The organism is Plantactinospora sp. CA-290183 (genome assembly GCF_050936375.1).
Taxonomy (GTDB): domain Bacteria; phylum Actinomycetota; class Actinomycetes; order Mycobacteriales; family Micromonosporaceae; genus Plantactinospora.
This window is the reverse complement of the sequence record NZ_JBNJMX010000002.1, coordinates 627,651-641,971: the sequence shown is the minus strand read 5'-3', so window position 1 is coordinate 641,971 and position 14,321 is coordinate 627,651. Positions and strand designations below refer to the sequence as shown.

At 72.0% G+C, this 14,321-nt stretch carries 14 protein-coding genes and 1 tRNA gene; 9 read left to right on the top strand and 6 right to left on the bottom strand.

Going from position 1 to position 14,321, the window contains the following annotated elements; translation table 11 throughout:
• Positions 1-86: 86 nt before the first annotated feature.
• On the top strand, positions 87-785 hold the full coding sequence (locus ACQEUR_RS07800) for a hemerythrin domain-containing protein (protein ID WP_433027536.1): 699 nt from the start codon (positions 87-89) through the stop codon (positions 783-785).
• 154 nt (positions 786-939) lie between these two features.
• Positions 940-2,301 carry a glycoside hydrolase family 18 protein gene (locus ACQEUR_RS07795; protein ID WP_433027533.1) on the top strand — a complete coding sequence of 454 codons (1,362 nt, stop codon included), beginning with the start codon at positions 940-942 and terminating at the stop codon, positions 2,299-2,301.
• 458 nt (positions 2,302-2,759) lie between these two features.
• Here ACQEUR_RS07795 and ACQEUR_RS07790 read toward each other — a convergent pair whose 3' ends face one another.
• Positions 2,760-4,223: an NF041680 family putative transposase gene (locus ACQEUR_RS07790; protein WP_433027530.1), complete on the bottom strand. Its 1,464-nt coding sequence runs from the start codon at positions 4,221-4,223 to the stop codon at positions 2,760-2,762.
• A gap of 150 nt (positions 4,224-4,373) precedes the next feature.
• Here ACQEUR_RS07790 and ACQEUR_RS07785 point away from each other — a divergent pair, with 150 nt between their 5' ends.
• A complete protein-coding gene (locus ACQEUR_RS07785; RefSeq protein WP_433027527.1) occupies positions 4,374-5,003 on the top strand; it encodes an HAD-IA family hydrolase in 630 nt (209 codons plus the stop codon).
• Between the two features lie 174 nt (positions 5,004-5,177).
• Here ACQEUR_RS07785 and ACQEUR_RS07780 read toward each other — a convergent pair.
• Positions 5,178-5,267, bottom strand: a tRNA-Ser gene (locus tag ACQEUR_RS07780).
• A gap of 76 nt (positions 5,268-5,343) precedes the next feature.
• Between ACQEUR_RS07780 and deoD the strand changes: the two genes are divergently transcribed.
• Positions 5,344-6,051, top strand: a complete 708-nt coding sequence (gene deoD, locus ACQEUR_RS07775; protein ID WP_433027524.1) for a purine-nucleoside phosphorylase — start codon at positions 5,344-5,346, stop codon at positions 6,049-6,051.
• A 160-nt stretch (positions 6,052-6,211) separates the two neighbouring features.
• Here deoD and ACQEUR_RS07770 read toward each other — a convergent pair whose 3' ends face one another.
• The 4 genes from ACQEUR_RS07770 to ACQEUR_RS07755 all read right to left on the bottom strand — a co-directional run bounded on the left by ACQEUR_RS07770 (position 6,212) and on the right by ACQEUR_RS07755 (position 9,820).
• Positions 6,212-7,426 carry an ABC transporter permease gene (locus ACQEUR_RS07770; RefSeq protein WP_433027521.1) on the bottom strand — a complete coding sequence of 405 codons (1,215 nt, stop codon included), beginning with the start codon at positions 7,424-7,426 and terminating at the stop codon, positions 6,212-6,214.
• Positions 7,423-8,121: an ABC transporter ATP-binding protein gene (locus tag ACQEUR_RS07765; protein WP_433027518.1), complete on the bottom strand. Its 699-nt coding sequence runs from the start codon at positions 8,119-8,121 to the stop codon at positions 7,423-7,425. Before ACQEUR_RS07765 ends, ACQEUR_RS07770 begins: the two co-directional genes overlap by 4 nt.
• The gene (locus ACQEUR_RS07760) at positions 8,118-9,167 is read right to left on the bottom strand and encodes an efflux RND transporter periplasmic adaptor subunit (protein ID WP_433027795.1); all 1,050 of its coding nucleotides are present in this window, start codon (positions 9,165-9,167) and stop codon (positions 8,118-8,120) included. The genes ACQEUR_RS07765 and ACQEUR_RS07760 overlap by 4 nt, the downstream gene beginning before the upstream one ends.
• A 110-nt stretch (positions 9,168-9,277) precedes the next feature.
• A complete protein-coding gene (locus ACQEUR_RS07755) occupies positions 9,278-9,820 on the bottom strand; it encodes a hypothetical protein (protein ID WP_433027515.1) in 543 nt (180 codons plus the stop codon).
• A gap of 131 nt (positions 9,821-9,951) precedes the next feature.
• On the opposite strand from ACQEUR_RS07755, the gene ACQEUR_RS07750 reads away from it, so the two are divergent.
• The 5 genes from ACQEUR_RS07750 (at position 9,952) to ACQEUR_RS07730 (ending at position 14,264) form a co-directional block, all read left to right on the top strand.
• Positions 9,952-10,608, top strand: a complete 657-nt coding sequence (locus tag ACQEUR_RS07750) for a response regulator transcription factor (protein WP_433027512.1) — start codon at positions 9,952-9,954, stop codon at positions 10,606-10,608.
• On the top strand, positions 10,605-11,885 hold the full coding sequence (locus ACQEUR_RS07745) for a sensor histidine kinase (protein WP_433027509.1): 1,281 nt from the start codon (positions 10,605-10,607) through the stop codon (positions 11,883-11,885). Before ACQEUR_RS07750 ends, ACQEUR_RS07745 begins: the two co-directional genes overlap by 4 nt.
• Positions 11,886-11,967: 82 nt before the next feature.
• Entirely contained in the window at positions 11,968-12,600 is a 633-nt protein-coding gene (locus tag ACQEUR_RS07740) for a TetR/AcrR family transcriptional regulator (RefSeq protein ID WP_433027506.1), read from the top strand.
• Positions 12,601-12,716: 116 nt separating this feature from the next.
• Positions 12,717-13,118 carry an acyl-CoA thioesterase gene (locus ACQEUR_RS07735; RefSeq protein WP_433027792.1) on the top strand — a complete coding sequence of 134 codons (402 nt, stop codon included), beginning with the start codon at positions 12,717-12,719 and terminating at the stop codon, positions 13,116-13,118.
• A gap of 207 nt (positions 13,119-13,325) precedes the next feature.
• Positions 13,326-14,264, top strand: a complete 939-nt coding sequence (locus tag ACQEUR_RS07730; RefSeq protein WP_433027503.1) for an endonuclease domain-containing protein — start codon at positions 13,326-13,328, stop codon at positions 14,262-14,264.
• Positions 14,265-14,321 lie beyond the last annotated feature (57 nt).

The window sequence follows — 14,321 nt, the reverse complement described above, 5'->3', positions numbered from 1 at the left end:
CGGATCAGGGCAGCTCAATGAGTTGACGGGATCCCAGCGCCGTCGACCCATGCCCCTCGACGCATCACGGAGAGTGAGCGCCAGACATGACCGCCACCATGGCCGACGTCCGCGACATGTACGTGGTGCACATCGCGTTGCGGCGGGAGTTCGGGCTGCTGCCGGCCCTGGTACGCGCGGTCGCGGACGGCGACGTGGCGCGCTCCGAGTTGGTCGGCGGGCACATCCAGCTCCTCTGCGACCTGCTGCACGAGCACCACCAGGGCGAGGACGACCTGCTCTGGCCGAAGCTGCTGGACCGGGTGGCCGAGGAGATCGCCCCGGTCGTGCACACGATGGAGGAGCAGCACGGTCGGCTGGACAAGATCAATCAGGAGCTTCTGGTCGTACTCCCGCTCTGGCGCGCGACCGCCGCCCCGGAGCAGCGCGCGGAGTTGGCCAGCGCGCTCGACGAGCTGAACGGGGCGCTCGTGGAGCACACGGCGATGGAGGAGGCGCAGATCCTCCCGCTCGCCGCGAAGCACGTCACCGCCGCCGAGTGGCGGCAGCTCGGCCGCAACGCCATGGCCAACCTGCCGAAGAAGAGACTGCCGCTGGTGTTCGGCGTCGTGATGTACGAGGGGGACCCCGAGGTCATCCGGGGGATCGTCGCCGAGATGCCGCTCGTACCGCGGCTGCTGATGCCCATCGTCGGGCCGAGGCGGTACGCCGCGCACGCGAAGCGGGTGCACGGCACCGCCACCCCGCCCCGGGCGGCGGCCGTCACCCCGCCGCCCGCGGCGTAGGCGGTCCCGACCCACCGGCCCCGAGCACCCCCGGGTACCGGGACATCCGTTCGGACGGCTCTTGACCGGTCGACATCGACGGCCCTACGTTTCAGTTCACTGAAAACGTTCCTTACTGTTATGTCGTCGCTCCACCCCCGTCAGGAGTGCACATATGCGCGGATCCGTCCTCCGTAGACTCTGCACCGCCGCCGCCCTCGCCGCCGTGCTGGCCGGTGTCGCCGTACCCTCGGCGTCGGCCGCCCCCCGATCACCGTCCGAGACCGGCGGCGGCCAGCGGGACGGCTTCGTCAAGGTCGGCTACTTCACCCAGTGGGGCATCTACGGCCGGGCCTTCACGGTCAAGAAGCTGAACGACTCCGGCGCCGCCGGCCGGCTGACCCACCTCAACTACGCCTTCGGCAACGTCAGCCCGGACGGCCGCTGCTACGTCGACGGCGCGGCGCCCGAGGGCGACGCCTGGGCCGACTACCAGCGGCCGGTCCCGGCGCAGGAGAGTGTGGACGGCGTCGCCGACGTCGCGGGCGAGCCGCTGAACGGCAACTTCGGCCAGTTGCAGAAGCTCAAGGCCGCGCACCCCGACCTGAAGGTGCTGATCTCGCTCGGCGGCTGGAGCTGGTCGACGCACTTCTCCAACGCGGCGCTCACCCCGGAGTCGCGGCAGAGGTTCGTCGCCTCCTGCATCGACCTCTACATCCGGGGCAACCTGCCCAACCCCGACGGCAGCGCCGGCGGGCCGGGCTCGCTCGCCGGGGTCTTCGACGGCATCGACCTCGACTGGGAGTGGCCCGGTTCGGCCGGCGACGTCGACACGATCTTCCGGCCGGAGGACAAGCAGAACTTCACCGCGCTGGTCGCCGAGTTCCGCCGCCAGCTCGACGCCGTCGGCCGCCCGGCCGGCAAGCACTACGAGCTGACCGCCTTCGTACCGGCCAACCCGGCCGCGATCGACGCCGGCTTCGAGGTCCCGAAGGTCCTGAAGAACCTCGACTTCGTCACCGTGCAGGGTTACGACTTCCACGGCGGCTGGGAGGCGGTCGCCAACCAGCAGTCCGCGCTGCGGGTGCCGGCCGGCGCCACCGAGCCCGACTTCGCGGTCGACCGCACCATCGACGCCTGGCTGGACCGGGGCGCCGAACGCCGCAAGCTGGTGCTGGGAATCCCGTACTACGGGCGCGGCTGGACCGGCGTGACCGGCGGGCGCAACGGCCTCTTCGGCACCGCCACCGGCGGCCCCGCACCGGCCACCCACGAGGCCGGCTACGAGGACTACAAGGTCCTCAAGACCAAGGCCGGCCAGGACGGTTTCACGGTCTACCGCGACCTGCGGGCCGGCACCGCCTGGCTCTACGACGGCACCACCTTCTGGACGTACGACGACCCGGCGGTGGTCCTGCAGAAGACCCTGTTCATCCGCACCGAGCGACTCGGCGGCGCGATGATCTGGTCGCTGGACGGCGACGACGACCGGGCGACGCTGACGAAGACCATCGACCTCGGCCTCTGGACCCGGTAGCGCGGCCAGGGGTTGTCACGATCCGCCATCCTTGTCGGTACGGAGACAGTGACATCCGTCGTTCTAGGTCAACCTGGAACCGCGGCACCCGATGAGGACCAGTGATCCCGGACCGGCAACTGGTGATCACAGAGCGGACGCCCGGTCAGCCCGTGGGACTGACCGGGCGTTCGCGTACCCGCGCCTGACGTACCAGGATCTGATCCGGGCCACCGGTCGGATCCGGACCGGCGGCTCAGGTATGCCGCATCTCCGGGGGCACGACGCCTCCGGTCAACGCCTGAGGGCGTGTGTCGAAGTCCTGGCCGAGGCGAGCCGAGGTCCAGGCGGCGATCCGGCAAGGCGCGGATCTGCCCGGATACCGGTGTTGTATCCGGGCAGATCCGCAACGCCGCCGGGCGTCGTCTGGGCCCGGCGCAGCCCGGCAGAGGACTTCGATACATGCCCTAGCTTGATCTTTAACCTGTGCGGCGTGGACGGGGATTGATGGACTTCGTCTTCTTTGCAGCTGCTGTCTTGGTGTTCGTGGTGGTCGTGGTGTGGACGTCGTAGCGTGGGGTGGGGTGGTTGTTGCGGCGGCCGGGTGGCCGTCCTGGTCCTGGCCGGGAGGGTTTGGGTGCACCGGCCGGGCAGGTGGCCTTCGTGCGGAGGTGCCGAAATCCTCGGCGGACGCGGGCGGGTGACAGACGCTGTGGTGGTGCGGGTTGCTCCCAGGGGCGGCGCAGGTCGGCGGCGAGGGCGCGGGCGAGGCGGAGTTGGGTGTAGGCGGCCAGGATCAGCCAGGTCCATCGGTCGGCGGCCTGCGGAGTTCGGGTCTTCGGGCAGGTCCAGCCGAGAGTCTGTTTGAACAGGCGGAACGTGTGCTCGATGTCGAAGCGACGCAGGAACGTCTGCCAGAGCCGGTCGACGTCTTCGCTGGTGGCGTCGACGCCGGACCACCACAGCCAGACCGGCTTCGGGGTGGCACCGCTGGGCAGGTGTTCGACTTCCAGGCGGATGACGGTTCCCTCGATGACCGGCAGGACCCGGGCCGCGTCGATCCAGGCTGATCGGTGAGTCAGTCGGGGGTGCAGTCGGTCCCACGACCGGGCCCACGCCGTGCCGTAGAGGCGGGTGTTAGTCATGGTGGCCGCATCTGGTTCATTCCAGGTGGCGGCATCACCGAAGACGAACTCACCGCCGTGGCGGGGCGGACGGCCGAGTACCCCCGGCTGCCGAGGCGGCGCAGCCCGGCGCAGGACCCGGTCCGAGCGCATCCGCGCGAGGACCTGCACGGGCAGATCACGCAGGAGGAACGCCAGCCGGGGCGCGTCGTAACCGGCGTCAGCCACCACCAGGATGTTCGAATCGCCAGCCTGCCATTGGCCGGCCGCGATCAGCCGTCCCACGATGTCCCGCAGCTGCCCGGCGGTGACCGTGGCCGCGTCGTCACCAGGCGCCAGCCGTACCGCGTCCAACGGCGCGGTCCACGAACTACGGCCCGACTCCAACGCCACCACCATCGAATACGGCCAGCCCGGGACCGGGATGTGCTGGTCCTTGCCGCGGCCGTAGGTGTGACACAGAATCCGCTGCGGCGAGGTGTGCGCGTCCGGCCGCAACCAGCAGGTGATGTCGACCGCCAGGACGAGACGCCCGTCAGCCGCCCGCGGCAACGGCACCGCCGCGAGGGCCGTGCGCAGCCGATCGATGTCCAGCCGGCCGCAGGCGAGGGCGTCATACAACGCCCCATGACCACGACGGTGCTCGCCTACCAGCGACAACTCCACCAACGACCGGACCGGCCCGTCGGCGCACAACACCGCGTCGGCCAGCTCGAACAACGCATCCGCCCGCGAGGTCAGACAGGCGTAGAACTCCCGCCGGAACCTCGCCAACTCCCCGACCACACCAGCCGGATGACGATCATGCACACTGATCACAAGACAGCCCTTGGCCATTGATCATCTTCCCTCGACAAGAAGAATGATCAACCAAGGGCTGTCACCATGATCAGTCGGGGTCACCGACCGGCCGCCATAGGTTAAAGATCAAGCTAGTGCTGACACGACGAACGGGGTCTGGTGACTCGTATGGATCGGCCGGTTCTCTTCGATATCGACGGCACGTTGGTCGACTCCACCGAGGCGGTGACGACGGTGTGGCGGGAGGTGGCGCTGCGTCATGGCGTCGACGCGGACGCGATCCTGCGGGTGTGTCATGGCCGGCGTGACGAGGATGTCGTGCCCGAGTTCTTTCCCGAGGAGTCGGTGGCGACGGTGGTGGGGCAGATCGCCGAGCTGGAACTCGGCTCCGCGGATCGGGTGCGGCCGATTTCCGGCGCGGTGGATGTGCTGGATCGGTTGAGCGGTCACCGTTGGGCCGCGGTGACGTCGGGATCGCGGTCGTTGATGACGGCCCGACTGCGCGGGGCCGGGTTGCCGGTGCCCGCGGTCCTGGTGGCAGCGGAGGACGTGCGGGCCGGCAAGCCGGATCCGGAGGGGTATCTGCTTGCCGCTCGGCGGCTTCAGGTGGACGTGACCTCGTGCGTGGTCGTCGAGGACTCTCCCGCTGGCGTGGCGGCCGGTAAGGCCGCTGGCGCTGTCGTGGTCGGCCTCGCGAGTACCCACCACCCCGACGCGCTCGCCGACGCCGACGTGGTCATCGAGCAGCTTGCCGCGCTGCTCGGGGTGGTACAGAAGCTTCCGTCGCGGCAGCCGTGAGGTCCCGGCGGTGACGTCGCGCGGTCCGCTACCAGCACGTGACGGCGCAGGTCCGCCGGAACGTCGCGCAGCGGGTCGGCGGCGCTCCGGATCGGCCGCCTGAGCGGCATCTGAGACCACAGGCAGAACGCCCGGTAGGTCGTCTCCGACCTGCCGGGCGTTTCGCCTGTTCAGTGGCGGTGGTGAAGGGATTTGAACCCTTGGAGGGCGTAAACCCTCACACGCTTTCGAGGCGTGCTCCTTAGGCCGCTCGGACACACCACCGCCGAGAAGGGTACCTGACGCGACAGCCCGACGTCGTCGGGGTATCACCCAGGCCGACCTGGCAGGATCGTTGCCCATGAGCACGCACATTGGCGCCAACCCTGGCGAGATTGCCGAGCGGGTCCTGATGCCGGGCGACCCGCTGCGGGCCAAGTGGATCGCGGAAACCTATCTCGAGGGCGCCAGGTGCTACTCGACGGTGCGCGGCATGCTGGGCTTCACCGGTCGCTGGGCGGGCACCGAGGTCTCCGTACAGGGCTCCGGGATGGGGATGCCGTCCGCGTCGATCTACGCGCACGAGCTGATCAACGAGTACGGCGTGAAGTCGCTGATCCGGGTCGGCTCGTGCGGGGCACTCAGCGAGGACCTGCAACTACGCGACGTGATCGCGGCCAACGGCTCGTCGACTGACTCCAACATGAACCGGGTCCGGTTCGACGGGCTGATCGACTACGCCCCGGTCGCCGACTTCGGGCTGCTGCGTACCGCGGTCGACGTGGCCGGGCAGCGCGGCATCCAGATGCGGGTCGGCCCGGTGCTGGCGGCCGACGCCTTCTACACCGACCGCCCCGACCTCTACGACCGCCTCGCCGAGTACGGCGTGCTGGCGGTGGAGATGGAGTCGGCGGCGCTCTACACGATCGCGGCCCGGTTCAAGGCGCGGGCGCTGACCGTGTTGACGGTCAGCGACCACATCAAGACCGGCGAGAAGACCACCGCCCAGGAGCGCGAGCAGACCTTCGGCCAGATGGTCGAGGTCGCCCTGGACACCATCGTCGCCTGAGCCCGCTCCGGCCGCCCGGCGCGGGGCGCCCGCTGTGCGCCCCGACGCCCCGCTCCGCCCCCTGATCGCGGTGATCAGGGGGCGGAACACCCGACACGCCGACGACACGCCGGACGTACTCCCTGATCACCGCGATCATGGGGGCGACCGCCCGGGGCGGTCAGGGGGTGGCCAGGGCCTCGGTGGGGGCCAGGCGGGCGGCGCGGATCGCCGGGTAGAGCCCGGCGAAGGCGCCGATCAGCAGGGTGGCACCGATCCCGCCGGCCATCGCCCAGACCGGCACCACGGCCGGCCACGACTGGGAGAGGGCGTAGCTGGCCGTCACGCCGATGCCCAGCAGTACCCCGCCGACCCCGCCGAGCGCGGAGAGCAGCAGCGACTCGGCCAGGAACTGGGTGCGTACCTGGCCCCGGGTGGCGCCCAGCGAGCGGCGCAAGCCGATCTCCGCGCGCCGTTCCAGCACCGAGATGACCATGGTGTTCGCCACCCCGACCCCGCCGACCAGCAGGGCCACCGCGCCGAGCCCGAGCAGCAGCCCGGTGAACGCCTCGTCGGTGGCCTGCTGCGCGGCGAGCGCGTCCGACGGCCGGGAAACCTGCACCTCGTTCGGTGCCTCCGGGTTGGCGGTGGCGCCGAGCACCGCGCGTACCGCCTCGACCCCGGAGTCGGTGGAGCGGGTGTAGACCGTGGTCGGATGCCCGTCGAAGTCGAGGTACGAGCGGGCGGCCTCCCAGCCCACCAGCGCGGAGAGGTCCAGCTCCGGGGCGAGCGGTGCGGGCGACAGGATCCCCACCACGGTGAACCACCGGTCACCGAGCTGGACCTGCACGTCGGGTCCGGCGCTGCCCAGCCCGAGCCGTCCGGCGGTGGCCGCGCCGAGCACCACCGCCGGGTACCGCGCGGTGGCCGCGTTCAGCCAGGTGCCGCTGGTCAGCTCCAGCCCGACCGTGTCCCGCAGCTCCAGGCTGGCGGCCCGGGTGGCGATGCTGCCGCTCTCCCCCTCGGGAATCAGGTCCGAGCGGTACACCTTGGCCTCGGCGAGCAGCCCGGTCGCGGCGACCTGTTGTACCGGCCCGATCCGGTCGATCATCTCGACCGACTCCTCCGGCAGCTGGGCGTCGTCGCCGAAGAGCGACTTGCCCGGTCCGACGGTCAGCAGGTTGGTGCCGAGCGCGGCGAGCGTCCGGTCCAGCTCCGCCCGGGACGACGCCGAGATGCCGACCACCGAGACCATCGCGGCGATGCCGATCGCGATGCCCAGCGCGGAGAGAAAGGCCCGCAGCGGCCGGGTACGCAGCCCGACACCGCCGACCCGGAGGATGTCCCGGGGGCGGAGCCGGGCCGGCACCAGCCGTACCCGCTGGTCCCGGCTCATCCCGCCACCGCCACCGGCGTGAGGTGGTCCGCGACGATCCGGCCGTCGCGCATCTGCACCTGGCGGGGCAGGCCGGCGGCGATCTCCAGGTCGTGGGTGATCACCACGATGGTGGTCCCGGCCGCGTGCAGCTCGCGCAGCAGCGCCAGCACCCCGGCACCGGACGCGGAGTCCAGGTTGCCGGTCGGCTCGTCCGCGAGCAGCAGCGCCGGGTCCCCGACCACGGCACGGGCGATCGCCACCCGCTGCCGCTCGCCGCCGGAGAGTTCGTGCGGCCGGTGGTCGAGCCGGTGCCCCAGCCCGACCCGGACCAGCGCGGCCTCCGCCCGCCGCCGCCGGTCCCGCAGCGGTACGCCCGCGTAGAGCAGCCCGTCGGCGACGTTGTCCAGCACCGGTACGCCCGGCGCGAGGTGGAACTGCTGGAACACGAAGCCGATCCGGGACGACCGGAGCGCGGAGAGCTGCCGGTCGGTGAGCGTCGCCACGTCGTACCCGTCGATCTCGACGCGCCCGCTCGACGGGCGGTCCAGGGTGCCGATCAGGTGCAGCATCGTGGACTTGCCCGAGCCGGACGGGCCGACGATCGCCACCAGTTCGCCGTACCGGACGGTCAGCGAGACGCCGTCGAGGGCGTGTACGCCGCCCGGGTAGTGCTTGGTCACCTCGTCCAGCCCGACGACCACCGCCGCGCTCACGTCGGCATCCCGACGGTCGCACCCTCGGCCAGGCCCTCGCCGGAGATCTCCACCCGGCCGGAGGCGAAGAGACCCGTCCGCACCGCCACGATCCGGGTCGTCTGTCCCTGCACCAGCTCGACGCCGTACCCGCCCTCCGCGAGTGCGAGCAGCGCCGCGACCGGCACCGTCAGGACGTCCTCGCGCTCGGCCGCGGTGAACGCCACCTCGGCCGAGGCCTGGTCGAAGCCGTCCAGCGCCTTCGGGTCGGCCACCGCCACGGTCACCTCGATGGTGGTCTCCGGCTCGCTCTCGCCGCCGGCACCGCCGCTGTCGGTCTCGACCACCGTCTCGGTGTCGGCGATCGTGCCGGACACCTCCTTGCCGTCCGGCAGCGAGACCGTCACTTTGGCACCCACCTTCGCCAGCCGCTCGTCGTCGACGTCCAACGGGACGGTCACCACCCGGGCCGTCGCGGTGTAGGTCAGCACCGCCTGGCCGGGCTGGGCCGCGTCGCCGAGTTCGGCCTCGTGGCTGCCCACCCGGACCTCGCCGTCGGCGTAGACGACCCGGCCCAGCTCCACCCGGCCGGTCTCGTCCAGGCCGAGGTCGTCCTGCCAGTCGCGCACCGCGTCGGCGGTGGCCGAGGTGTACTCGTCGTCGACTGTGAAGCCGGAGTAGCCGAGCGCGTCGAGGTTCCGCTCGAACTGCGTGACGTCGCCGCCGCTCATCCCCGGCTCCAGCGTCCGGTACGCCGGCAGCCGGCCGTACAGGAGCACCACCCTGGCGTTGTCGATCGCGAACAGTGTCTTGCCCCGGCCGACCCGGGCCCCGGTGGCGGTGAGCGCGGTGACCGTACCGCCCAGGCGTGACGCGGCGGTGCGGGTGGCACCGTAGCCGAGTTCGCCGTCGACGCGCTCCGAGTCCACCAGGGTCTGCCGGGTGATCTGGGCGGTCGCCGGGGGCAGCCCGCCGCTGGCGGCCGTACCCCGGTCTCCGCCACCGAACCCGACGGTGGCCGCGACGCCCGCCGCGGCGGCGACCACGACGGCGGTCGCGACCACCACCGGGGTACGGGCCCGGCGCCGGCGGCGGCTCCGGACGGCGCCCACCGGAACCGGCCCGGTGGGCGCCGGGTCGGACGGCGCCGCGTCGGGCGGCGCGGTGGTGTCGGCGCTCACTTCGACTTCCGCATGATCAACGGACCGCCCTGGCGGCACTTCTCCATCGCCGCGCGCACGTTCGGGTCGTCGAGGTCGAGGTTGTCGACGGTCTTGAGGTCGATGCTGCCGTCCGCCGCCGGGTCCGGGAAGTTCGGCACCCCGTTCTCCCGCATGCACCGGGCAAGCTGGCGTACCTTCTCCACCTGCTCCGGGTCGAGTTTCATCCCCGTGCCGCCGTTGGGCAGCAGGCTGCGGCACTTCTCCATCGCCGCCTGCATCTTCTCCTCGTCGCCGCCGGGAGCCTTGCGCATCCGCAGACCACCGCCCGGCTCCGGGTCCGGCATGTCGATGCCGTTCTCCCGCATGCACTTGGCGAACTCCCGCCCCCGGTCCTCGTCGCTGAGCGCGACGGCGCTGGCGCTGGGCGACGGGCCGGCCGCACCGCCGCCGGCCGTGGCCACGCCCTCCCCGTCGGAGCCGGATCCGGCGCAGCCGGCGACGGCCAGTCCGAGGAAGAGTGGCAGGACGAGCAGGGTGCCCGACATTCGTCGGCGCATGGCACAACTCCTTCTCCCGGGCCGGCGCGGATCGCCGGCCGATACGGACAAGTCGAAACCAGCGGCGGTATCCAGGGCGTAACCGTCGGCGTTAACGCCGCCGTTATCGCCGGCCGCGTCACCATGGGACGGTGCGAGTACTAGTGGTCGAGGACGAGACGCTGTTGGCGGACTCCATCGCCGAGTGGCTGCGCCGGGAGGCGTTCGCGGTCGACGTCGTGTACGACGGGGACGCCGCGCTGGAACGGCTCGGTGTCAACGACTACGACGTGGTGGTGCTCGACCGGGACCTGCCGGTGGTGCACGGCGACGACGTCTGCCGGGCGGTGGTGGAGAGCGGCGGCGAGACCCGGGTGCTGATGCTGACCGCCGCCGCGGCCGTACGCGACCGGGTGGCCGGGCTCGCGCTCGGCGCCGACGACTACCTGGTCAAGCCGTTCGCGCTGGTGGAGCTCTCGGCCCGGGTGCACGCGCTGGTCCGCCGGGCCCGACCGGCCGCCCCGCCGCGGCTGACCCGGGCCGGCATCGTGGTCGACCCGGCCCGGCACGAGGTCTACCGCGACGGCCGGTACGTGGCGCTGTCCCGCAAGGAGTTCGCGGTGCTGGCGGAGCTGATGCGGGCCGGCGGGGCGGTGGTCTCCGCCGAGGAGCTGCTGGAGCGGGCCTGGGACGAGCACATCGACCCGTTCACCAACGTCGTACGGGTGACCGTGATGAAGCTGCGCCGCAAACTGGGTGATCCGCACGTGGTGGAGACCGTGCCGGGAGTGGGGTACCAGATCCGATGAAGCGACTCACCATCCGGGCCCGTCTGACCCTGATCTACGGCGGCCTGCTGCTGCTCGCCGGCGTGGTGCTGCTCGGCGTCACGTACGTGCTGGTCGAGCAGCGCATGCGGCAGCCGCTCTCCACGGCGGTCAGCAAGCTCCAGATCGCGGGGATGTCGGTCCCGCCGGGCAAACTGATACCCCCGGGCGACGCCGAGCAGGTCCGGATCCTCATCCGCGAGGTCCAGGACGAGGCGAAGCGGAACGCGCTGGAGTCGCTGCTCACCCAGGGCGGTCTCGCGCTGCTGGTGGTCTCGGCGATCGCCCTCGGCTTCGGCTGGCTGATCGCCGCGCGGGCGCTGCAACCGCTGCACCAGATCACCGGCACCGCGCGGCGGATCGCCGGGGCCGGGGTGGGCGGGCGCGGGCTGCACGAGCGGATCGCGCTACGCGGGCCCCGCGACGAGGTGAAGGAGCTGGCCGACACCTTCGACCTGATGCTGGAGCGGCTGGACCAGGCCTTCGACAGCCAGCGCCGGTTCGTGGCGAACGCGTCGCACGAGCTGCGTACCCCGCTGGCGCTGAACCGGTCGCTGCTGGAGCTGGCGGTGACCCGGCCCGGCGCCCCGGCCGAGCTGCGGCAGCTCGGCGAGACGCTGCTGGCGGTCAACGAACGTCACGAGCGGCTCATCGACGGGCTGCTCACCCTCGCCGACTCGGAGCAGCAGGTCGTCGACCGCAGCCCGCTGGACCTCGCCGACGTCGCCGGCCACGTTCTGGACCAGGCCGCGGCCGCGACGGACCTGCCGGTACGCCGGGAGCTGGCGCCCGCCGCCACCGCCGGTGACCCGGTGCTGCTGGAGCGGCTGACGCAGAACCTGGTGGAGAACGCGATCCGGCACAACGTGCCGGCGGGCGGCCAGATCTGGGTCAGCACGGGTACGGTCGACGGCCAGGCGTTCCTGGTGGTGGCGAACACCGGCCCGGTGGTGCCGGGGTACGAGATCGAGACGATGTTCCAGCCGTTCCGGCGGCTGCGCCAGGACCGGGTCGCCGCACCGGGTTCGGCCGGCCCGGCCGGCGTACCGGGGGTCGCCGTCGACCGGACCGGCGCCGGGCGTGGCTTCGGGCTGGGGCTGTCCATCGTCCGGGCGGTGGCCCGGGCGCACGGCGGTGCGGTGCGGGCCCGACCCCGCGACGGCGGTGGCCTCGTGGTGACGGTGACGCTGCCCCCGGCCGAGGTGGTCGTCCCCGGTCAGCCGGCCGGTCCGGCGCTGACCGTCGCCGCCCGGCGCTGATGCCCGCGCCGACGGTGATGCCCGGGTGTGACGTGGGATAAATAAGTACGACCGATCGGTCTTTTTGTTCTACGCTCCCGGCATGACGATCGACGGTCGCGCCGCCCGGGGCGAGCGCACCCGGGGTGCGGTCCTCGACGCGGCGGTGGCGCTGGCCACCGAGGCGGGCCTGGACGGGCTCTCCCTGGGACAGCTCGCCGACCGGCTCGGGGTGAGCAAGTCCGGGCTGTTCGCGCACTGGCGCTCCAAGGAGGAGCTGCAGCTCGCCACCATCGACCGGGCCGCCGAGCAGTGGACGGACCGGGTCGTCCGGCCGGCCGTACAGGCACCGGCCGGTGTACGCCGGCTGTGGGCGATGCACGTCGCCAAGCTGGACTTCTACCGGGCGGCCGTGCTGCCGGGACGCTGCTTCTTCGCCAACACCCAGTTCGAGTTCGGCACCCGGCCGGGCCCGGTCCGGGACCGGATCGTGCTCGCCTTCGCGCAGTGGATGGCCCTGCTCGAACGGCTGGCCACCGAGGCGGTCGCGGCCGGCGAACTCGACCCCGACGTCGACGTACGGCAACTCGCGTACGAGATCGAGGCGTTCGGCATGGCCGCCGTCGTCCGCTCCCAACTGCTCTCCTCCGACGAGCCCTACCGGTACGCACACCGGGCGGCGCTCGACCGGCTGCGCTCCCTCTGCCCCGATCCGACCCTGCTCCCGGAGGCCTGACCATGACCCGCACGCCCAGCCCGACGGTCGACACCCCGGCCGGGGCCACCTCCTCGACCGCCGTCACCTCGGCCGCCTCCCCGGTTCGCGATGTCGAGTTCGGTCACGTCGAGCCGATGCCCGTGCACTTCGACGATCTCGACCCGATGGGCATCGTGCACAACGCCCGCTATGCCGTACTGCTGGAACGGGCGCTCGGGGAGTACTGGGCGGTGCGCGGACACTCGTTCCGGGACGGCCGACCGACCTCGCCGGACGTCTTCCACGCCGTACGCGAGTTCGCCATCACCTACCGGACGCCGATCCGCGGCACGGGCGCGATCGGGGTGCACTTCTGGGTGGACCGGCTCGGCACCACCGGTGCGGACTACGGTTTCCAGTTCCGGTCCCTCGACGGCGCCACGATGCACGCCGAGGGGCGGCGCTCCGTGGTACGCCTCGATCCCGCGACCTTCCGTCCCACGCCGTGGAGCGACTCGGCCCGTACCGTCGCCTCCACCCTCCTCCGCCCCACCTGATCCCGGTGATCAGGGAGCTGTTCCCGCGTGTCGTCGGCGTGTCGGGGTGCTGACTCCCTGATCACGCCGATCTAGGCGGGCGCGACGGCGCGCGGGGCGCGCCCGGCGCGGGGCGGGGCGGGGGGTTATCCACAGGGGGGTGGGTTATCCACAGGTTGTGGGTTTGGGGCGGCGCGGGGGGTGGGGGTGGCGGCATGCTTCGCCGCCATGACGACGGGCCTGCATCTCGCGAAGCTGCTCAGCGCCGGACAGGACAACCTGATCACGGCGGCACAGTGCCGTGAACTCGGGCTGTCACCGGCACGGGTCGGCCGCCTGTTGGCCGCGCGCACCTGGCGAACCGTCTTCCGTGGCGTCTACCGCACCGAGGCGGGTCCGCCGGACGAGCGGCAACGGATCCGGGCCGGCCTGCTCGGCGGGGGCCGGGCCGCCGTCGCGGTACTGAGCAGCGCGGCGCGGCTGCACGGTTGGCCGGTGCTGCCGGACGACTCCACCGTGCAGATCTCCCTGCCGGCGGGGCTACGCCGACTCGACCAGCCCGATCTGACCACCCGGCAGCTCGTTCTCGCCCCGGCGGACGTGACCCGCGTCGACGGAATGGCGGTAACCACGCCGGCCCGTACCGCCGCCGACCTGGTGCTGCGGCTGAGCCGCCCGCTGGCGGTGCCGATGCTCGACGCGGCGCTGCGGGCCGATCTGCTCACCGAGCAGGACCTTGGCACCGTCCAGACGCTGATCTACGGCAATCGCGGGGCGACGCGGGCCCGCGAGTCGCTCCTGGCCACCGACGCCCGTGCCCAGTCACCGTTGGAGAGCAGGATCCGGCTGATCTGTGTGGACGGCGGGGTCGGCCCGGAGGACCTGCAATTCCCCGTGTACGACGACTTCGGCACCCTGATCGCCCTGGCCGACCTGGCCTGGCCGAGTCGGGGCGTACTGGCCGAGGCGGACGGGCGCGCCCCGCACAGCACCCCGGAGGCGGTGCTGCACGATCGGCGCCGGCAGAACGCGTTGCTCACCCGCGGCTTCGTGGTACTGCGGTTCACCTGGTCGGACGTCCGACGTTCGGCATACGTCGTGCAGACCGTACGGCAGGCGCTGTGCAGGGCCGCCGACCGACCGCAGCCCCCGGCAAGATCCGCGTGATCAAGGGGCCGGACAGGCGACACGCCGACAGACACGCGGAACCACTCCCTGATCACC

Excerpts from the sequence above, each read along its gene's own strand:
- ACQEUR_RS07800 (WP_433027536.1), top strand. The coding sequence starts at position 87 with ATGACCGCCACCATGGCCGACGTCCGCGACATGTACGTGGTGCACATC.
- ACQEUR_RS07795 (WP_433027533.1), top strand. The coding sequence starts at position 940 with ATGCGCGGATCCGTCCTCCGTAGACTCTGCACCGCCGCCGCCCTCGCC.
- ACQEUR_RS07785 (WP_433027527.1), top strand. The coding sequence starts at position 4,374 with ATGGATCGGCCGGTTCTCTTCGATATCGACGGCACGTTGGTCGACTCC.
- deoD (WP_433027524.1), top strand. The coding sequence starts at position 5,344 with ATGAGCACGCACATTGGCGCCAACCCTGGCGAGATTGCCGAGCGGGTC.
- ACQEUR_RS07770 (WP_433027521.1), bottom strand. The coding sequence starts at position 7,426 with ATGAGCCGGGACCAGCGGGTACGGCTGGTGCCGGCCCGGCTCCGCCCC.
- ACQEUR_RS07755 (WP_433027515.1), bottom strand. The coding sequence starts at position 9,820 with ATGCGCCGACGAATGTCGGGCACCCTGCTCGTCCTGCCACTCTTCCTC.
- ACQEUR_RS07745 (WP_433027509.1), top strand. The coding sequence starts at position 10,605 with ATGAAGCGACTCACCATCCGGGCCCGTCTGACCCTGATCTACGGCGGC.
- ACQEUR_RS07740 (WP_433027506.1), top strand. The coding sequence starts at position 11,968 with ATGACGATCGACGGTCGCGCCGCCCGGGGCGAGCGCACCCGGGGTGCG.
- ACQEUR_RS07735 (WP_433027792.1), top strand. The coding sequence starts at position 12,717 with ATGCCCGTGCACTTCGACGATCTCGACCCGATGGGCATCGTGCACAAC.
- ACQEUR_RS07730 (WP_433027503.1), top strand. The coding sequence starts at position 13,326 with ATGACGACGGGCCTGCATCTCGCGAAGCTGCTCAGCGCCGGACAGGAC.